Annotated in this window: 19 protein-coding genes; 5 read left to right on the top strand and 14 right to left on the bottom strand. The window is 72.9% G+C overall.

The window, feature by feature from the left end:
• Positions 1 to 24: 24 nt before the first annotated feature.
• The 6 genes from ACFWW9_RS24080 to rpe are packed head-to-tail and all read right to left on the bottom strand — an operon-like array spanning position 25 to position 4,555.
• A complete protein-coding gene (locus ACFWW9_RS24080; protein WP_390381972.1) occupies positions 25 to 474 on the bottom strand; it encodes a PH domain-containing protein in 450 nt (149 codons plus the stop codon).
• Positions 471 to 953, bottom strand: a complete 483-nt coding sequence (ribH, locus tag ACFWW9_RS24075; protein WP_390381970.1) for a 6,7-dimethyl-8-ribityllumazine synthase — start codon at positions 951 to 953, stop codon at positions 471 to 473. The genes ACFWW9_RS24080 and ribH overlap by 4 nt, the downstream gene beginning before the upstream one ends.
• A 22-nt stretch (positions 954 to 975) precedes the next feature.
• Positions 976 to 2,241, bottom strand: coding sequence for a bifunctional 3,4-dihydroxy-2-butanone-4-phosphate synthase/GTP cyclohydrolase II (locus ACFWW9_RS24070; RefSeq protein ID WP_390381967.1), 1,266 nt, complete (start codon positions 2,239 to 2,241; stop codon positions 976 to 978).
• On the bottom strand, positions 2,238 to 2,879 hold the full coding sequence (locus tag ACFWW9_RS24065) for a riboflavin synthase (protein ID WP_390381964.1): 642 nt from the start codon (positions 2,877 to 2,879) through the stop codon (positions 2,238 to 2,240). The genes ACFWW9_RS24070 and ACFWW9_RS24065 overlap by 4 nt, the downstream gene beginning before the upstream one ends.
• A 9-nt stretch (positions 2,880 to 2,888) precedes the next feature.
• Complete coding sequence (ribD, locus tag ACFWW9_RS24060) at positions 2,889 to 3,881, bottom strand: bifunctional diaminohydroxyphosphoribosylaminopyrimidine deaminase/5-amino-6-(5-phosphoribosylamino)uracil reductase RibD (protein WP_390382020.1); 993 nt, start codon at positions 3,879 to 3,881, stop codon at positions 2,889 to 2,891.
• A 14-nt stretch (positions 3,882 to 3,895) separates the two neighbouring features.
• Positions 3,896 to 4,555 (bottom strand): ribulose-phosphate 3-epimerase, encoded by a 660-nt coding sequence (rpe, locus tag ACFWW9_RS24055; RefSeq protein WP_390382017.1) that lies wholly within the window; start codon positions 4,553 to 4,555, stop codon positions 3,896 to 3,898.
• Between the two features lie 199 nt (positions 4,556 to 4,754).
• On the opposite strand from rpe, the gene ACFWW9_RS24050 reads away from it, so the two are divergent.
• Positions 4,755 to 5,435 carry an SDR family NAD(P)-dependent oxidoreductase gene (locus ACFWW9_RS24050; RefSeq protein WP_390381961.1) on the top strand — a complete coding sequence of 227 codons (681 nt, stop codon included), beginning with the start codon at positions 4,755 to 4,757 and terminating at the stop codon, positions 5,433 to 5,435.
• Positions 5,436 to 6,062: 627 nt separating this feature from the next.
• Here ACFWW9_RS24050 and ACFWW9_RS24045 read toward each other — a convergent pair.
• The 6 genes from ACFWW9_RS24045 to ACFWW9_RS24020 form a co-directional block, all read right to left on the bottom strand.
• The gene (locus ACFWW9_RS24045; RefSeq protein ID WP_390381958.1) at positions 6,063 to 8,513 is read right to left on the bottom strand and encodes a LuxR C-terminal-related transcriptional regulator; all 2,451 of its coding nucleotides are present in this window, start codon (positions 8,511 to 8,513) and stop codon (positions 6,063 to 6,065) included.
• 158 nt (positions 8,514 to 8,671) lie between these two features.
• Positions 8,672 to 9,169 (bottom strand): flavoprotein, encoded by a 498-nt coding sequence (locus ACFWW9_RS24040; RefSeq protein ID WP_390381955.1) that lies wholly within the window; start codon positions 9,167 to 9,169, stop codon positions 8,672 to 8,674.
• The gene (locus ACFWW9_RS24035; RefSeq protein ID WP_390381952.1) at positions 9,166 to 10,608 is read right to left on the bottom strand and encodes an RsmB/NOP family class I SAM-dependent RNA methyltransferase; all 1,443 of its coding nucleotides are present in this window, start codon (positions 10,606 to 10,608) and stop codon (positions 9,166 to 9,168) included. The genes ACFWW9_RS24040 and ACFWW9_RS24035 overlap by 4 nt, the downstream gene beginning before the upstream one ends.
• Positions 10,605 to 11,552: a methionyl-tRNA formyltransferase gene (fmt, locus tag ACFWW9_RS24030; RefSeq protein WP_390381949.1), complete on the bottom strand. Its 948-nt coding sequence runs from the start codon at positions 11,550 to 11,552 to the stop codon at positions 10,605 to 10,607. Before fmt ends, ACFWW9_RS24035 begins: the two co-directional genes overlap by 4 nt.
• Before the next feature lie 2 nt (positions 11,553 to 11,554).
• Positions 11,555 to 12,100, bottom strand: a complete 546-nt coding sequence (gene def / locus ACFWW9_RS24025; protein WP_390381946.1) for a peptide deformylase — start codon at positions 12,098 to 12,100, stop codon at positions 11,555 to 11,557.
• Between the two features lie 50 nt (positions 12,101 to 12,150).
• On the bottom strand, positions 12,151 to 12,381 hold the full coding sequence (locus ACFWW9_RS24020; RefSeq protein WP_390381943.1) for a hypothetical protein: 231 nt from the start codon (positions 12,379 to 12,381) through the stop codon (positions 12,151 to 12,153).
• A gap of 84 nt (positions 12,382 to 12,465) precedes the next feature.
• Here ACFWW9_RS24020 and ACFWW9_RS24015 point away from each other — a divergent pair, with 84 nt between their 5' ends.
• Both ACFWW9_RS24015 and ACFWW9_RS24010 read left to right on the top strand, forming a co-directional pair.
• Positions 12,466 to 13,032, top strand: coding sequence for an RNA polymerase sigma factor (locus tag ACFWW9_RS24015; RefSeq protein ID WP_390381940.1), 567 nt, complete (start codon positions 12,466 to 12,468; stop codon positions 13,030 to 13,032).
• Complete coding sequence (locus ACFWW9_RS24010; RefSeq protein ID WP_390381937.1) at positions 13,029 to 14,219, top strand: hypothetical protein; 1,191 nt, start codon at positions 13,029 to 13,031, stop codon at positions 14,217 to 14,219. Before ACFWW9_RS24015 ends, ACFWW9_RS24010 begins: the two co-directional genes overlap by 4 nt.
• Positions 14,220 to 14,222: 3 nt before the next feature.
• Here the strand turns inward: ACFWW9_RS24010 and ACFWW9_RS24005 are convergent, their stop codons facing one another.
• Complete coding sequence (locus ACFWW9_RS24005; protein ID WP_390381934.1) at positions 14,223 to 14,786, bottom strand: helix-turn-helix domain-containing protein; 564 nt, start codon at positions 14,784 to 14,786, stop codon at positions 14,223 to 14,225.
• A gap of 17 nt (positions 14,787 to 14,803) precedes the next feature.
• Here ACFWW9_RS24005 and ACFWW9_RS24000 point away from each other — a divergent pair, with 17 nt between their 5' ends.
• The gene (locus tag ACFWW9_RS24000) at positions 14,804 to 15,316 is read left to right on the top strand and encodes a GNAT family N-acetyltransferase (RefSeq protein WP_390381931.1); all 513 of its coding nucleotides are present in this window, start codon (positions 14,804 to 14,806) and stop codon (positions 15,314 to 15,316) included.
• On the opposite strand, the gene ACFWW9_RS23995 is transcribed toward ACFWW9_RS24000, so the two are convergent.
• Positions 15,309 to 16,490 carry an erythromycin esterase family protein gene (locus ACFWW9_RS23995; RefSeq protein WP_390381928.1) on the bottom strand — a complete coding sequence of 394 codons (1,182 nt, stop codon included), beginning with the start codon at positions 16,488 to 16,490 and terminating at the stop codon, positions 15,309 to 15,311. The two genes, ACFWW9_RS24000 and ACFWW9_RS23995, sit on opposite strands and share 8 nt — an antisense overlap.
• Before the next feature lie 120 nt (positions 16,491 to 16,610).
• Here ACFWW9_RS23995 and ACFWW9_RS23990 point away from each other — a divergent pair, with 120 nt between their 5' ends.
• Entirely contained in the window at positions 16,611 to 17,282 is a 672-nt protein-coding gene (locus tag ACFWW9_RS23990; protein ID WP_390381925.1) for a MerR family transcriptional regulator, read from the top strand.
• The last annotated feature ends 315 nt before the right edge of the window (positions 17,283 to 17,597 follow it).

Raw genomic sequence — 17,597 nt, 5'->3', positions numbered from 1 at the left:
TCGAACACCTCCAGCTCACAACCCTCACAATGCTGTGGCGGCCTTGTGCAACTCCCGCAGCGCCCGTACCGCGGCGACCGCGTGCTCGCGGTCGACGGCCTGGACGGCCATGACCGAGACGTACTCGTCGTCGGGCAGCTCCAGCCTCGCCCACGAAGCCCCGTCAGGGAAGCTCACGTGCAGAACGTCCTGCCACGAGTAGCGGTTCGCCGTGACGACGTTCCGCACCTCGATCCCCTCCTCGTCGGCCCGCACGCGCGGCCTGCCGAGCAGCAGCACGCCGCCCGCGAGCAGCACGCCCAGGCACACCATCGCGATCTGGTCGGACACCCGGAAGATCACCCCGGTCGGGGTGTCGCCGAGCAGCAGGCCGACCGCGGTGAACACGGCGACGAGCCCGATCGCGCACACGAGCGTCACCCGGCGGATGCGCTTGGGCCGGAACTCCACCCGCTTCGCCACGGCCGCGCTCACTCCCCACCCCGTCCCAGTCCGCGCAACACCAACGCGGTGTCGAGCGCCGCCGACGTCGCCTCGACGCCCTTGTCCTCGACCGAGTCCGGGAAGCCGGCACGGGCGAGCGCCTGCTCCTCGGTGTCGCAGGTCAGCACACCGTTGCCGACGGGAGTCGATTCGTCCAGGGCCACGCGGGTCAACCCGGCCGTCACGGCGTCGCACACGTATTCGAAGTGCGGGGTGCCGCCGCGGATGACCACGCCCAGCGCGACCACGGCGTCGTGGCTGCGGGCCAACGCCTGCACGACGACGGGCAGCTCGACAGCGCCCGCGACGCGGACGACCGTGGGCTCCTCGACGCCGGCCTTGGCGGCGGCCTCGAGCGCCCGCGCCAAGAGGTTGTCGGTGATCCTCGCGTGCCACCGCGTGGCCACGATCGCGAGCTTCAGGCCCTCGCTCCGCGGCACCTCGATGTCGGGACGGCCCTCGCCGCTCATGCCCTACCCCCTGGAAGAAGTGTCATTCGGCACCGTCCGCGCTGACCACGGCCCCGTCGGCCCGGTTCGCCTCGTACTGCTCCAGCTGGTGCAGCTCGTGGCCCATGCGGTCGCGCTTGGTGCGCAGGTACCGCAGGTTCTCCGGGTTCGGCGAGATGGGCAGCGGCACGCGGTCGATCACGCGCAGACCGTAGCCCTCCAGGCCGACCCGCTTGGCCGGGTTGTTCGTCAGCAGCCGCATGGACTTGATGCCCAGGTCCGCGAGGATCTGCGCGCCGGTGCCGTAGTCGCGGGCGTCGGCGGGCAAGCCCTGCTGGAGGTTCGCGTCGACCGTGTCGGCGCCCTGGTCCTGCAGCTGGTACGCCTGCAGCTTGTGCATCAGGCCGATGCCGCGGCCCTCGTGGCCGCGCATGTAGAGCACGACGCCCCGGCCCTGCGCGGCGACGGCCTCCAGCGCCGCGTCGAGCTGCGGGCCGCAGTCGCAGCGCAGCGAGCCGAAGATGTCGCCGGTCAGGCACTCGGAGTGCACCCGGACCAGCACGTCCTCGCCGTCGCCGATCTCGCCGTTGACGAGCGCCACGTGCTCGATGCCGTCGAGCAGGCTGTCGTAGCCGACGGCGGTGAACGTGCCGTGCGCGGTCGGGATGCGGGCCTCGGCGACCCGGACGACCTGGGTCTCGTGGCTGCGGCGGTAGGCGACGAGGTCGACGATCGAGATGAGCGTCAGCCCGTGCTTCTCCGCGAACACCTTCAGGTCCGGCATCCGGGCCATGGTGCCGTCGGCGTTGGCGATCTCGCAGATCGCGCCCGCCGGGTGCAGGCCCGCGAGGCGGGCCAGGTCGACGGCGGCCTCGGTGTGGCCGGGACGGCGCAGCACGCCGCCCTCCCTGGCGCGCAGCGGGAAGACGTGGCCGGGGCGGACCACGTCGAACGCGGTCGTCGCCGGGTCGGCCAGGGTGCGGATCGTCAGCGCCCGGTCGGAGGCCGAGATGCCGGTCGTGACGCCCTCGCGCGCGTCGACGGACACGGTGAACGCGGTGCCCATGCGCTCGGTGTTGTGGGAGACCATCTGGCCGATCTCCAGGCGGTCCAGCGCCTCGGGCTCCATCGGCGTGCACAGCAGGCCGCGGCACTCGGTCATGACGAACGCGACCAGCTCGGGCGTGGCCATCTCGGCCGCGAACACGAGGTCGCCCTCGTTCTCCCGGTCCTCGTCGTCGACCACCACGACGGCCTTGCCGTCCGCGATGTCCTTGATCGCCTGCTCGATGTCGGAGAAGTCCCTCATGAGCGGGTCACCTCCCCTTCGGCGTCGTCCACGGGTCCAGTGTGGCGCAGGTGCGGCAGCGTGAGGCGCTCCACGTACTTCGCCAGCACGTCGACCTCCAGGTTGACGAGGTCGCCCGGCTGCCGCCTGCCGAGCGTCGTCAGCTCCAGCGTGGTCGGGATGAGGCTCACGGTGAACTCGTCGTCCGTGACGGTCACGACGGTCAGCGAGATGCCGTCGACCGTGATGGACCCCTTCTCCACGACGTACCGCGCCAGCGACGGCGGCAGTCCGATGTGGACGATGTCCCAGTGCTCGGTGTGCTCGCGCGCCAGCACCGTGCCGGTGCCGTCCACGTGGCCCTGCACGATGTGCCCGCCCAGCCGCTGGCCGACCGCGGCCGCGCGCTCCAGGTTGACGCGGTCGCCCGAGGCGACCTTCGCGAGGCTGCTCCGCAGCAGCGACTCGCGCATCACGTCGGCGGTGAAAGCACCGTCGACGACGTCCACGACGGTGAGGCACACGCCGTTGACCGCGATCGAGTCGCCGTGCTTGGCGTCACTGGTCACCAGCGGACCGGACACGGTCAGACGTGCCGCGTCGGGCAGATCCGCCACTTCGACGATCTGGCCCAGTTCTTCGACGATCCCGGTGAACACCGTTCCTCCTCAGCCGTTCTCCACCGCCGGAACGGCGGAGATCCGCACGTCCGGCCCGCACATACTGACCTCTTCGAACACCAACCCGACAGCGTCGGTGACGGTCGCCACCCCGGCGTCCCCCAGCGCCATCGGCCCGGCGCCCAACAGCTTCGGCGCCACGTACAGCAGGACCCGGTCGACCCGCCCGGCCGCGACGAAGGCCCCGACCAGCGTCGGCCCGCCTTCGAGCAGCACGTCCACCACCCCGCGCGCCGCCAGCTCGGCGAGCACCTCGTCGGGGTCGCGGGTGCGCAGGTGCGCGGTCTCGGCCTCGTCGTCGAGCACGCGCGCGTTCGGCGGCAGATCACCCGAACCCACCACCACCCGCAACGGCTGGCGGTCCGTGGGGATTCCCCGCGCCGTCAACCGGGGGTCGTCGGCGCGCACGGTCCCCGTGCCGACCATGATCGCGTCGATCCGGGTGCGGAGGACGTGCACCTCGGCCCGCGACTCCTCGGAGCTGATCCAGCGGCTCGTGCCGTCCGCGGCGGCCACGCGGCCGTCCACGGAGGAGGCGTACTTCCACGTGACGTGCGGGCGGCCGGTGCGGGCGAAGTGCAGCCACGCGCGCAGCGGTCCGCGTTCGACCTCGGTCGCCAGCAGCCCGCCCTCGGCATCGACGCCCGCTTCCCGCAGCACCGCCTCGCCGCCGGACGCCTTGGGGTTCGGGTCCGACACCGCGTAGCGGACGCGGACGATGCCCGCCTTGAGCAGCGCGCCCGTGCACGGCGGCGTGCGGCCCTGGTGCGAGCACGGCTCCAGCGTCACGACGGCCGTGCCGCCGCGCGCCCGTTCACCGGCCTGGGCGAGCGCCATGACCTCCGCGTGCGGACCGCCGGGGGGCTGCGTCGCGCCGACGCCGACGACCTCGCCCTCGGCGTCCAGGATCACCGCGCCGACAGGGGGGTTGGGGCTCGTGGTGCCGCGGACCGCTTCGCTGCGCTCGATCGCGAGCGCCATCGCCTCCTCGAGCTTCACGAGCGCGCGGTGCTCGCGGCGGCCAGCGCCCGCAGCGCCTCCACGGCGCGGCCGGGGTCCTCGGCGTCGTAGACCGCCGAGCCCGCGACGAAGCAGTCGACACCGGCCTCCGCGGCGGCGGCGATGGTGTCGTCGTTGATGCCGCCGTCGATCTCGACGACCAGCGTGAGGTGGCCCGTGTCGACCAGCCGCCGCGCGGTGCGCACCTTGTCCAGCACGTCGACCATGAACGACTGGCCGCCGAAACCGGGTTCGACGGACATGACGAGCAGCGTGTCGTAGTGCTTGAGGACCTCGACGTACGGCTCGATCGGCGTGCCCGGCTTGAGCGACAGGCCCGCCTTCGCCCCCGCCGCGCGCAGGTTCTTGGCCAACTGGACCGGGTCCGCGGCGGCCTCGACGTGCACGGTCACGTTGTGCGCGCCCGCCTCGGCGTAGCCGATCGCCCAGCGGTCCGGGTCGTCGATCATGAGGTGGCAGTCCAACGGGATGTCGGTCGCCTTGAGCAGGGACTTCACCACAGGCAGCCCGAGGGTCAGGTTCGGCACGAAGTGGGCGTCCATCACGTCGACGTGCAGCCAGTCCGCACCGGCGACGGCGGCGGCCTCGTGGGCGAGGTTGGCGAAGTCGGCGGACAGGATGCTCGGGGCGATCATCGGCTGGTGGACCACGGAACAGGAGTCTAGGTACCGCCGGTTCCCCGCGCGGGCCCGGACTACTCGTTTGTGCGGAAACATCGTCCGCAATGCCGTGACCTGCGGGTTTTTTGTCACGACCGCACTACTCACGCAGGTAGTTCCACCAGCGTGACGAGACGCATACCGTCGGGTACGGGGGCCTTATCTGGGAGTGGCTGTGACGAACCGGGAGTTCGACCGCAAAACCGCCGTCGTAACGGGCGCCTGCGGCGCCGTTGGCGCCGAGATCGTCGCCGCGCTGGCGACACGGGGCGCGGTGGTGACCGCGGTCGACCGCGACGGCCGCGGCCTCTGCGACCTCGTGGAACGCCTCCAGCACTCCGGCGTGCGGGTCGCGGGCAGGCAGGTCGACATCTCCTCCGGCCCCGCCGTCGAGTCCCTGGTCGACCAGGTGGAACGCGAGGTGGGCCCGATCGACATCGTCGTGAACGCCGCCGACCTCCTCAGAACGGGCACGGCGATAGGCCTCACCGACGACGACTGGACCCAGAGCTTCGCCATCAACGCCCACGCCGTCTTCCACCTGTCACGGGCGGCGGCGACCCGCATGGTGGCAAGGGGAGCGGGCGCGATCATCACCATCGCCCCCACCGTCCCCACCCACCAGCCGGGCACAGCCGCCTACACGGCGTCGAAAGCAGCGGCGACCGCCTACGCCCACGGCCTGGCGGGCGAAGTGGCCCGCCACGGAGTCCACTGCACGGTGATCGCCCCGACCCGCCCGGAAACCCCGGTGCTCCGCTCGGTAGCCGACCCGGACGCCCACGCCACCACAGTCGTGACAGCGGTCCTGTCAGCCCTGACCCACCACGCCGACGGCACAGCCGTAGGCGCCTGAGACCTCCCGCCGAATCCGCCGGCGGTGGGTGCCTGAGCACTGGGGGTGCTCAGGCATAAACGAGGGTCCCCCGGACGTGAAGGCCCCCCGAAACGAACGCTACTCGGGGGGACCGACAAAAACGGTCGATGAGCCGTTTGAGCTGCGGCGATGCAGGGGTCGACAGCCGAGATCCGGAGTGAAACGCAGGGTTGCCTGCGGCAGGCCTGCCGACCGTCGACGGCGCAGGGTTGCCTGCGGCAGGCATACAGGGGCGGAAGGTGCAGGGTTGCCTACGGCAGGCCTGCCAGCCGTCAACGGCGCAGGGCTGCCTGCGGCAGGCATACAGGGGTTGACGGTGCAGAGTTGCCTGCGGCAGGCCTACTGCTCGTCGACGGCGCAGGGTTGCCTGCGGCAGCCTGCTTGATGGCCGATTGTCTGCCTGCTGGGCCTGGCTGGTTGGTTCGTGTCCGATTTTATTTGGGGGATTTGCCCCTTAAAATTGGAGATCGGGCAGGGCTTTGGGGCACTGCCTTTTGGCCCGATCAAGGGGCAAATCTAGGGGCCCCAAATCAAATCGGACACAGCACGCTGGGAGCCGTAGCCGCTGACCAGCCCGGCTGGAAGCCGCAGACAGCAGGCTAGCGATCACGACCGCGAAGGTGCCTGCTCGTGTGCCATCCGCGCCAACTCCACCCGCGAGTTGATCCCCAACTTCCGAAAGATCCCCCGCAGGTGGTAGTTCACCGTATGAGGCGACAGGAACAACTGCTTAGCCACCTGCCGGTTCGTCAACCCAGCCCCCACCAGCATCGCGATGTCCTGCTCGGGCTCGGACAACCGCTCCCACTCCCCCACCGCCCCACCGGCGTCCTCCACAACCCCACTCCGAGCCACCAACCGCGCGACCTCGGCCTCGGCCCCCATCCGCTCGAAAATCCGCCGCGCCACGGCCAAATGGGTCTCCCCGTCCTCCCCTCGCTCCCCGTACAACGCCACCAGATCCGCGTTCGCACACCCCTTCGCCCACGGATGCCGATGCCGCCCAGCCGCGACCAGCAACGCGTCCACGTCCCGATCCACCAACGCCCGCGCGTGTGCCGCCGACACCGACACCGACCCGTACCCCGGATTGTTGGCCGCCAGATCATCGGCAGCCACCAACACCGCCGTGGCCAACCGGCTGTCCCCCACCGTCAAAGCCAACCGCACCAACCAGGGCGCGGCCCCCGGCTCCTCGATCAGCATCCGCCGCAACGAGTTCTGGTCCGCCACCCGTTCCCGCGCCAGCTCCGCCGCCCGCGCCGGACCGCCTTGGGCGAACGCCAGCAGCAGCTCCACCCAGTCGTACTGCCCGGAGTGCAGCACCGCTTCCCCGCCCGCGAGGTCACCCCGGTACCGCCGCACGTGCTCGGCCGCCACCTCGTACTCGCCGCGGTGGATCGCCACGGTCCCCAGCACCGTCGACGCCAACGGCACCAACAACCGCAACCCGCGGTCGTGCGCCATCGCCAAGCCTGCCCGCGCCGAAGCGTGCGCCTCGGTCAACCGCCCGGCCTGCACCAGCACCCGCGACCGCGCGATCAAGCGCGCCGCCCGCGCCCCGCTCGTCACGGCGTCGTCGGTGTCCGGGCCGTCGCCCGCGACCAGCTCCTCGGCGTCCTCGAAATCGCCCAGCGCCGCCAGTTTCAACGCGTACGCGACCGGCGTGTGCGAGAACCACCACGCCGACGGCCCGGTCGGCTGCCACTTCACCGACTCGCGGCCCCAGTAGACGCCCTCCGCGAGGTTGCCCGCGTTCCACTCCAGGCACGAGTGCACGGTCGCCGCCATCACCGCGTCCGCGTCGCTGGGGTCGCGGTCGCGGATCGTCAGCAGCGACAGCGCGTGCTCGCGGACCCGGCTGCCGGTCGCGAAGTACAGCGACAGCAACCGTCCCGCGCTCGCCAACCCGCGCAGCGGGCCGATGAGCGACGGGATCGTCAACGCGTGGTCGGTCTCGATGACGGCGTCGCCGGGTCGGCCGTCGGCGAGCAGGATGCCCGCCAGCACGCAGTGCAGTTCCGCCGCGACGGTCGGGGACACGCGCTGCGCCAGCGTCTCCCGCGCCAGCGCGATGGCGGAGCCGAGCCGTCCGCCCGCGGCCAGCGTGCGCACGCCCTGCACGACGTCGGACCCCGCGTCACCGGGCAGCGGCGCGTGCGCGGTCGGCTCGACGGTGAACGGCGGGCGCAGCACGGCGACGTCGTGGCGCAGCGCGTGCAGGATCGAGCGCGGGATGGACTCCACGACCGCGCGCCGCACCAGGTCGCTGGGGAACTCCAGCCGGTCGTGCACGGGCACCAGCAGGCCGGACTGGAGGACCTCGTCGACGGCCAGCAGCAGGGACGCGGTGGTCTCGCTCATCATCGTGGCCACGTCGTGCAGCAGGAACGAGCGCCCGACGACGGCCGCGACCCGCAGCAGTTGGGTGGCCTTCGCCGACAGCACGTCGACCCGGTCGCGGACGAGCGCCGCGACCCGTTGCGGCAGCCAGCCGCCGCGCACGTGCGCGACACCGCCGCGGAACTCCAGCTGCCCCTCCTCGCGCAGGCCCTCGATCAGCTCGGTGATCAGCCGCGGGTTGCCGCCCGCGCCCGCGATCAGCGCGCGCAGGTCGGCGTGCGGGGTCGCGCCGAGCAGCCGGTGGGCGATCCCGTCGACCACGGTGTCGTCCACCGGGCCCACGACGACGACCTCGGCGAGCGCCGCGACGGCCCGGTGGACCTCGGGTCCGGCGGCGGTGCCGTTCATCGCCATCAGCACGGACAGCGGCCGGTCGCGCAGCCGCGGCAGCAGCGCGAGGACGCCCGCCGGGTCGAGGTGGGCGTGGTCGACGGCGAGCAGCAGCGGGTGGTCGGCGACGAGGGCGGCGTCCGCGTCGGTGGACCCGCCGAGCAGGTCACCGGTGGTCGCGGCGACGTGGACCACGGGAAGCCCGTGCTCACGGGCGAGTCGCACGGCCTCGTGCAGGAGCAGCGTCTTCCCGGACACGGGCGGGCCGTCGATGATGAGCACGCCACCGGCACGGGTATCGGCGGCCTGGATGAAACGGCGCACCGAATCCCACTCGCGCGCACGCCCTGAGACCATCGACACGGTGCAGCCTGCATCGCCCGTCGGGCGCGTGTCAATTCGGCTGGAACGAATACTTCTAATGGCCGAACGCGCCGGTCAGAGCAGGTCCACTTCGGCCGGAACCGATCGGGGCAAGATCATCAGGCTCGGTCGAGCGCGGCCAGCACCGGCTCCGGGCCGCCCTCGGGCACGATCAGCACCCCGGCCGATCGCAGCGTCGCCAGGTGCCCCGCCCACGCCGGGTGCCGCCGCTGCGCCTCGTTCGACTGCGGCTGGACGATCACCGGGACGTCCGGCAGACCGAGCGCCTCGCACAGCACCGTGAGGGCCTGGTTGTCCGAGATGCCGAGCGCCAGCTTCACCACGGAGTTCGCCGTGGCGGGCGCGAACACGAAGCAGTCCGGCGGCGGGTGCGGCTTGGGTTCGCTGGGCAGCCGGGACGTCCAGCGCACCGGCAGGTCCGTCAACGCCGCCAGCGGGTCCAGCTCACCGGCCTCGTCGAGCCAGCGGGCGGCCGTCGGCGTGAGGGTGACGGCCAGCCGCCAGCCGCGGTCGGCCGCGGGCGCGGCGAGGCCGGTGCGGAACCACCGCTCGACCCCGCCCGCGCCCGACGTGACCAGGCCGAGCACTCGACTCACTCGGCGGGCCGCCGCAGCAGTGCGCAGAACATCGCGTCGGTACCGTGCAGGTGCGGCCACAGCTGGACGTTGTGCGGGTCGGTCAGGTTCGGCACGCCGGGGAAGAACTCCTTGGTGTCCAACCGCTCCGCGCCGGTCCGCCGGGCCACGTCCGCGACGATGCCGACCGTCTCGGACAGGTGCGGCGAGCACACGACGTACGCCACGACCCCGCCCGGCCGGACCAGCTTCAGCGCCTTGGTCAGCAGCTCGCGCTGCAACCGGGTCAGCGGGGCCACGTCGGACGGCTGCCGCCGCCACCGCGCCTCCGGCCGACGGCGCAGCGCGCCCAGACCGGTGCACGGGGCGTCGACGAGTACGCGGTCGAAGCCGCCCTCGGGCAGGTCCGTCTCGCGGGCGTCGCCGACGTGGACGGTGATCGGCAGGCCCTTGGTGGCCTTGCGGACCAGTTCCGCGCGGTGCGGGGCCAGCTCGACGGCGTCCAGCGTGCCGCCGTTCAACGCGGCCAGCGCGCCCAGCATCACGGCCTTGCCGCCGGGGCCCGCGCACAGGTCGAGCCAGCGCTCGTCCGAGCCCTCGACCGGCACGTTGGTCAGGGCGATCGCGCACAGCTGGCTGCCCTCGTCCTGCACGACGGCCAGGTGCTCGCGCAGCGGGTCGAGGTCGCCGGGGTCTCCGGAACCGGACTCCAGGTGCACGCCGTACGGCGAGTACGGGGCGACCTCGCCGCCGGTCATGGCGGCCAGCTCCTCCGCGCTCACCTCGCCCGGCCGGGCGGCGAGGTGCACCTCGGGACGGGTGTCGTCGGCCGCGAGCGCGTCGCGCAACGGCTCGTCCCGGCTGCCCAGCGCCTCCGCGAACGCTTGCGCGATCCACCGCGGGTGCGCGTTGGCCAGCGCGACGTGGCCGATCGGGTCGGTGTCCGGGTCCGGCGCCAGCTCGTCGACCCAGGACGCCTCGTCCTGCTCGGTGATCCGGCGCAGCACGGCGTTCACGAACCCGGCCGCGCCGGAGCCCTGCCCGGCGCGAACGAGGTCCACAGTGGACGCCACGGCGGCGTGCGCCGGGATCCTGGTGCGCAGCAACTGGTACGCGCCCAGCCGCAGCGCGTCCAGCAGCAGGCCGTCCACATCGGACAGCGGGCGGTCGGAGCACGCGCCGATCACCGCGTCCAGCAGCCCTTGGGCGCGCGCCGAGCCGTACGCGAGTTCGGTCGCCAGCGCCGCGTCGCGGCCGGTGATCCGCCGCTCGCGCAGCAGCTTGGGCAGCACGAGGTTCGCGTACGCGTCGCGCTGGCGCACGGCGCGCAGCGTGTCGAGCGCGGCGAGCCGTGCCGGGTCCTCGACGGGAGGACGCTCCGGGCCCACGCGCCGACGCGGCGGCGCGGGCTTGCGCGGCCGTGAGGGCCGAGAGGGTCGGGAGGAGGAATTGCCGTTCATGAGATCCGCTCCCCTGCCTCGACCCGGACGCCGCGCGCCCAGTCGGTCGCGGCCATTCGCTTCTTGCCCGGTGCCTGCACGTCGCCCAGCGCCACCGGGGTGGTCGCGGTGCCGACGAGCACCTGCTTGCGCCGCACCAGGAGTTCTCCCGGCGCCAACTTCTCCAGCGGTGCCTGATCGTTGTCGGCGGAGACGGGCGTGACCGGCCCCAGCTTGAGCCGTTCGCCGCGGAACTCGGCCCACGCCCCCGGATCGGGCGTCACGGCGCGCGCCAGCCGGTCGACCGCGACGGCGGGCGCGGTGAAGTCCAGCCGCGCGTCCTCGACGGTGATCTTGGGCGCGTAGCTGACGCCCTCGGCGGGCTGCTCGACCGCGCGCAGCGTGCCGTCCTCGATGCCGTCGATGGTGGCCAGCAGCAGCCCCGCGCCGCGCTCGGCGAACCGGGCCAGCAGCTCACCGGCGGTGTCGCGCGGGCGGGCCTCCTCGGTGATCGTGCCGAACACCGGACCCGCGTCGAGCGGCTTGACGATGCGGAACGTGGACGCGCCGACGACGTCGTCGCCGTTGCGCACCGACGCCTGCACCGGGGCCGCGCCGCGCCAGGCGGGCAGCAGCGAGAAATGCAGGTTCACCCAGCCGTGGACCGGGATGTCCAGCGCGGACTGCGGCAGCAGCGCGCCGTAGGCGACCACGGGGCACGCGTCCGGCGCGAGCTCGCGCAGCCGGGCCTGGAAGTCGGGGTCGCTCGCCTTGGCGGGCGTGAGCACCTCGATGCCGTGCTCGTCGGCCAGCGCGCCGACGGGCGAGCGTTCGAGGTGGCGGCCGCGGCCCGCCGGGGCGTCCGGGCGGGTGACCACCGCGACGACCTCGTGGCGCGACGACTCGATGAAGGCCTTGAGGGACGGCAGCGCCGGTTCGGGCGTGCCCGCGAAGACCAGGCGCACGGCTAGTGCCCCCCGAACAGCGGGTGCGGGCTCTGCTTGAGGATCGGGACCCCTCCGTCGAACCACTCGGCCTGGCGGATCTCGCGCATCGCCTGCTTGCGGGTCTCGGCGTCGAGCCGGTCCAGGAACAGCACGCCGTCCAGGTGGTCGGTCTCGTGCTGGATGCAACGGGCGAGGGTGTTCGTGCCCTCGACCTCGACGGGCTCGCCGTGCATGTTCCAGCCCTTGGCCACGACGTTCAGGTGGCGGCGGCAGTCCCAGCGCAGCTCGGGGATGGACAGGCAGCCCTCGGGGCCGTCCTGGAACTCGTCGCCGACGACGGTCCACGTGGGGTTGACCAGGTGTCCGGCGAAGCCGTCGACGTGGTAGGTGAACACCCGCAGGCCCACACCCAGCTGGGGCGCGGCCAGACCGGCGCCGCCCGCCTCGCTCATCGTGTCCCACAGGTCCTTGACCAGGATGCGCAGCTCGGCGTCGAAGTCGGTGACCTCGGCGGCAGCCGTGCGCAGCACCGGGTCGCCGAACAGCCGGATGGGTTGGACGGTCACGCACTCTCCTAGCACTGGGCGGACGGCCAGTCTAGGAGAGTCCTCGCGGCTCAGTGGTCGAGGCCGGTCCCGAGGAGCACGACGCCGAGCAGCGCGAGCAGGAAGTGGCCCAGGAAGCGGGCGGCGGTGACGACGCCGCGGGCCGCCGTGACGACGACGGCGGGGACGTGCGGGGTGGCGATCGTGGTGGTGACCATGGCGGGCTCCTCTTCGTCGGTGGTGCCACGATCTCCCGGTGGGCCGTGCGCGCGCGTCCACTTGGAGTAGCGGTCTCCGGTCATCCCCTGGTCGTAGGTCCGGAGGCAACACCCCGAGGGGTCGTGGACACGTACGGGTCATGAGGCTGAAGCACGGAGGTGACGACCTTGGTCGACAGACCTGACACGACCATCGCGCGCACCGACGGCCAACTGTGGGCACGGGGGGACGAGGCGGCGTTCGCCGAGCTGTACGACCGGCACGCCGAGGCGGTGTGGAACCACGCGTACCGGCTGACGGCGTCGTGGGCGACCGCGGAGGACCTGACGTCCGGCACGTTCCTGACGGCGTGGCGACGGCGGCACGAGGTCACGCTGGTGCGGGACAGCGCGCTGCCGTGGCTCTTCCAGGTGGCCGGGAACCTCGCGCACGGCGAGTTCCGGCGCAGGACGCGGTTCCGGCGGCTGCTGCGCCGGGTGCCGGTCGACGACGCCGTCCACGACCACGCGGACCACGTGGCCGAGTCCCTGGACGGCGACCGGCGGCTGCGGGCGGTGTTGCGGGCGGTGGCGGTGCTGCCGGTGTCGGAGCGCGAGGCCGTGGAACTGGTGCTGATCGGGGAACTGCCGGTCGCCGAGGCGGCCGTGCTGCTGGGACTGGCCGAGTCGAGCGTCCGCTCCCGGATCTCGCGGGCCCGGAGCAAGCTGCGACTCACGGTGGAGGAGACGAGATGAACGACACCGGACTGCCCCTGCCTCCTCGCCGGGCGCTGCCGCCGGACGTGCGGGAGCGGATGCGCCGCCGGGTGCTGGCCGAGGCTCCCGCCCGTCGCCGGGGGCCGGTCGTCGCGGCGGCCGCGGCGGCCGTGGTGCTGCTCGCCGGGGGTGGCGTCGTCTACCTCACGCGCGGCGGCGAGGGCGACCCGGCGGTCACCCCCGCCCGGCCCGATCCGACGAAGGTGGCCACGACCTACGGCAAGCCCGCCGACTCGGACGTCGCCAAGTGCGACGGGATGGCGTCGACCCTCTCGGTCACCATGCCCGGCAGGCGGATCCTGCTCGGCGACGGCCGGTTCTGCGAGATCACCTCCACGAAGGTGTCCGTGTCGAAGGCGGGCGTGGAGCCGACGCCGCTCGGGGACGCCGGCGCGGCGGTGCTGTGGAAGTCGCCGACCGGCGTGGTCGTGGGCCGGGCTCCCCAGGGCACCGAGGCGATGACGGTGGCGTCGAACCCGGCCTCCATCAGCGACGTGCCGAAGATCGCCGACCTGCTGCCCGGCGGCCTGTTCGTGCTCAGGACGGTCTACCCGGCCGACGTGCTCTCGTTCCGCTCCGGGGACACGACCACGACCGCGCCGCTGGTGGAGGCCGACGTGCCCGCGCCGGAACCGGCGGTCGCGAAGGACGTGTGGCCGAGCGGCATGAACGACCCGACCCACCCGGACAACCTGGTCGCGCGGTGCTTCGACCTGTGGTTGACCGACGGTCCACCGTTCCCCCGCGGGGCCCCGGCCTCGTTCGACGGCCCGACCGGGTGGCAGCCGAGCCTGCTGGTCGGGAAGGCCGACGCGGCGGGCGTGCTGGTGGTCTACCGGGACTCCGACACGGCCTACTGCGGGCTGCGCGACGGCGTCCTGGCCGACTTCCACTGGCCGACCGCGCGGGGCCGCGCCGGGCTGCCGTTCACGCTGGGGTTCGTGTCGGACGCGCCCGAGTCGGGCCTCACGGTGCTCGCGGGGGCCGTGGACCCGAAGGCCGTGACGCGGCTGGAGTTCACCGGTCCCGGCGGCGCGCACGCCGAGGCCGAACTGGGCGTCGGGGCGTTCGCCGTGAACCTGCCGGGCGTGTCCGGCCTGCCGGACATCACCGTGAAGGCGGTCGGGCGAGGCGGGAACGTGCTGTACGAGGGTCCGCTCGGGTGACCGTCAGCCGCGCGGACGCATGATCAGCGCGGCGACGTAGTAGGCGCACGGCTCGTCGCCGCCGTTGGCGAACCCGTGGACCTGGTCGGCCTCGAAGTAGGCGGAGTCGCCCGCTTCGAGGTCGACCACCCGGCCGTCCACGGCGAGCCGCAGGACGCCGTCCTCGACCACGACGTACTCGTGCGATCCCCTGGCGTACGAGGGGAACTCGCCCGCGTCGCACCCGGCGGGCAGGACGACCCGGACCAGCTCGAAGCCGACCCCGGCCACCACCGGCGACACCACGGCCTTCTCCCACCCGCCGGGGTGGGTCGACCGGTCCTGCTCGGCCCGCCGCCGCACCACCAGTCGGCGCTCGTCGTCGTCCTCCAGCAGGGCGACCAGCGACACCCCCAGCCCGTCCGCGATCCGCGCGAGCACCACCACCGTCGGCGCCTTCTCGGCGCGTTCGACCGCCGACAACATGCTCACGCTCACCGCGCACCGGTCGGCCAGCGCCGCGAGCGTCAGCCCGCGCTCGTCGCGGAGCCGGTGCACGCGCCTCGCCAGTCCTGCCAGGTCGAACATGGCGCTATAGTAGAACTGTGAGCACTATAGAGGAAATCGGGGACGGTCCGGTCATCCGCGACGCTCGGCCGGACGACCTGGCGGCGGTGGCCGCGATCTACGCGGACTACGTCGAGCACACCACCGTCACGTTCGCCGAGACCGCCCCCTCCGTGACCGAGTGGCAGGACCGCCTGGCCACGGGTCTGCCGTTCCTCGTCGCCGTGCTGGAGGACGAGGTCGTCGGGATGGCGTACTGCTCGCCGTGGAAGGCCAAGGCCGCCTACCGCCACACGGTCGAGAGCACCGTCTACCTCAGCCCGTCGGCCGCGGGCCGGGGCATCGGCACGGTGCTGCTCACCGCCCTGCTCGACCGCTGCGCCGCGGCGGGCTTCCACCAGGTCATCGCCGTCATCGCCGACAACGGCAACGCCGCGTCCGAGCGCCTCCACGAACGCTGCGGCTTCGTCCACGCCGGACGGCTGAGGGGCGTGGGCGTGAAGCACGGCAAGACCCTCGACACCGTGCTGCTCCAGCGCGACCTCACGTGATGGTGTGCAGGAACACGACCTCGTCGACCTGGCCGAGCAGGGTGTCGTCGATCGGGAAGTACCGGTAGGTGGGGGCCTTCCGCACCGCCAGTCCTTCCTGGAGGGTCCGCAGCGCCGACGCTTCGAAGAGGTGGTTGCCCGGCGGGAGGGCGTCGTGGAGGACGCCTTCGACGGTGTCCGCGGGCGGGGCCGGGACGTCCAGGTGGACGGCTTCGCCGAGCGCGGTCGCGACGACGCGGTAGTCCGGGCCCGCGACGTGGGCCCCGGCGGGGTTCCAGTGCAGGGTGGTCCGGACCGTCTCGCCGAACGGCATCTCGGCGACCCCGGTGCGCAGGTGCAGGTTGTGGCCGAACACGAGCGTCCGGCCGCGCTCGGCGATCGCCCGCAGGTTCTCGGCCATCATCTCGTCGCGGAGGGCGGACAGGCGCTGCCAGCGGTGCTCGGTGTCCTTGGCCATCGCCGAGTGGTACGCGAGCAGGCCCGCCGCCGTGCGGCCCGCGAGCGGGGCCTCGCCGAGGTCGTCGCGCGGGACCTCGCAGGCGAGGATCCGGCGCAGGTCGTCGGTGATCGCGCGCAGTTCGTGGACCCGCGGCTGCGAGCCGATCGACCGGGCGGGCTCCCGCGCCGCGGCGGGCTCGACCCACGGGTCGTCGGGGCCGAGCAGCCGGTCGATGTCGTCCCACTTCGGGAGATCGCCCACCTCGTGCTCGCGCAGGAAGTCGTGCAGCGCCCGGAGAGCCTCGCGCGGGCTGGGCGCGGCGGCCATCTCGGTGGGGGCGTCGAACCCGGCGAACCGCAGCCGGTCGGCGGGCGCGCGGTGCCGGTTCCGCTCGCGCATCCACCGCACCAGCTCGCGGTTGGCGGCCGACGCGCCGAAGTCGTGGGTGAAGCCCGTGGCCATGACCTCGTCCTCGTCGCCGTCGGCGCCGCCGACGTAGGCGTCGACGACCCGCCCGTGCCAGACGCTGGACTCGAGCGCGATGGACGTGAAGCCCGCGCGGTCCACGAGGGCGGCGAAGACGGCGTTGCGCAGGCGGCCGAACTCGTCCTCGCCGTGCGTGGGCTCACCGAACCCGAGCAGCCTCGGCGGGTGCGGCAGGGCCGCGATCCGGGCGGCGAAGGCGTCGGCGAACGCCTCGCGGTCACCGCTGAGCAGAGGGGTGGGGATGGTCATGGGCCGGTCCTTCCGTGGTCGGTTGACCAGCTCAACCGTATCGTTGAACATTTGGTTGAGACTTCTTCCGGCCTTGCTCGCCTGTGGCGCGGGCCAACCTTCAACAACGGGGTGACCCTGATGCGTCCGGTAGACCTGGCGCGACGCCACGGCCTGTCCACCCAGGCGGTCCGCAACTACGAGGAAGCAGGCCTCCTCCCACCCGCCGACCGCTCCGACTCGGGCTACCGCCAGTACACCCCGCGCCACGCCCTGGCCCTGGACGCCTTCCTGGCCCTGGTCCCCGGCCACGGCCACGCCGTGGCGAGCGCGATCATGGTCGCCATCAACACCGGCAGGCCCGACGACGCCCTGGACCTGATCGACCGCAGCCACGCGGGCCTGGTCCAGGCGCGCGCGATCGTCGACACGGTGGAAACGAGCCTGAGGGACATCACGGTCCACGCGTGGGACGGCCCCCCACTCCCGATCGGCCCCCTGTCCCACCACCTGCGCCTACGCCCGGCAACCCTCCGCCGCTGGGAACACCACGGCCTCCTACGCCCGGACCGCGACCCCCAGGGCCACCGCCGCTACACGACGACCGACGTCCGCGACGCCCACCTCATCGCCCAACTCCGCAAAGCGGGCCACCCGATCCCCGACATCCGCCGCCTGCTCGCCGAACTCCAGGACACCCACGACCCGGCCAGGATCACCGAAGCACTGGCAACCCGCAGACACACCCTCAACACCCGCTCCCGCGCGATGCTCACGGGCGCGGCGGCCCTGACCCGCTACCTGGACACCTGACCCGGCGAGCCGAGGGGAGTTGCCGCAGGCTGGCGTTCATGGGGCGCTGGGGCGCTGGGGCGCTGGGGCGCTGGGGCGCTGGGGCGCTGGGGCGCTGGGGCCGAGCGTCGTCCGCCTCGACAACGCCAGTCGGGATCGCCGGTCGGAAGTCGGCAACAACCCAGCGCGGGCTGGGAAGCCATCCCCCGCGAGATCAGCAATCCACTGCCCAGCCCTTCCGGCCCAGCCCTTCCGGCCCAGCCCTTCCGGCCCAGCCCTTCCGGCCCAGCCCTTCCGGCCCAGCCCTTCCGGCCCAGCCCTTCCGGCCCAGCCCTT

Source organism: Umezawaea sp. NPDC059074, from assembly GCF_042738955.1.
GTDB lineage: Bacteria > Actinomycetota > Actinomycetes > Mycobacteriales > Pseudonocardiaceae > Umezawaea.
The sequence above is the reverse complement of the archived record's forward strand: the minus strand, read 5'-3'. Positions and strand labels throughout refer to the sequence as shown.

Bases quoted from the DNA above. Each gene is read 5' to 3' on its own strand.
- ACFWW9_RS24010 (WP_390381937.1), top strand. From the start codon at position 13,029: ATGAACGACACCGGACTGCCCCTGCCTCCTCGCCGGGCGCTGCCGCCG.
- ACFWW9_RS24035 (WP_390381952.1), bottom strand. From the start codon at position 10,608: ATGAACGGCAATTCCTCCTCCCGACCCTCTCGGCCCTCACGGCCGCGC.
- ACFWW9_RS23995 (WP_390381928.1), bottom strand. From the start codon at position 16,490: ATGACCATCCCCACCCCTCTGCTCAGCGGTGACCGCGAGGCGTTCGCC.
- ribH (WP_390381970.1), bottom strand. From the start codon at position 953: ATGAGCGGCGAGGGCCGTCCCGACATCGAGGTGCCGCGGAGCGAGGGC.
- ACFWW9_RS24005 (WP_390381934.1), bottom strand. From the start codon at position 14,786: ATGTTCGACCTGGCAGGACTGGCGAGGCGCGTGCACCGGCTCCGCGAC.
- ACFWW9_RS24020 (WP_390381943.1), bottom strand. From the start codon at position 12,381: ATGACCGGAGACCGCTACTCCAAGTGGACGCGCGCGCACGGCCCACCG.
- ACFWW9_RS24070 (WP_390381967.1), bottom strand. From the start codon at position 2,241: ATGAGGGACTTCTCCGACATCGAGCAGGCGATCAAGGACATCGCGGAC.
- rpe (WP_390382017.1), bottom strand. From the start codon at position 4,555: ATGATCGCCCCGAGCATCCTGTCCGCCGACTTCGCCAACCTCGCCCAC.
- ribD (WP_390382020.1), bottom strand. From the start codon at position 3,881: ATGGCGCTCGCGATCGAGCGCAGCGAAGCGGTCCGCGGCACCACGAGC.
- ACFWW9_RS23990 (WP_390381925.1), top strand. From the start codon at position 16,611: ATGCGTCCGGTAGACCTGGCGCGACGCCACGGCCTGTCCACCCAGGCG.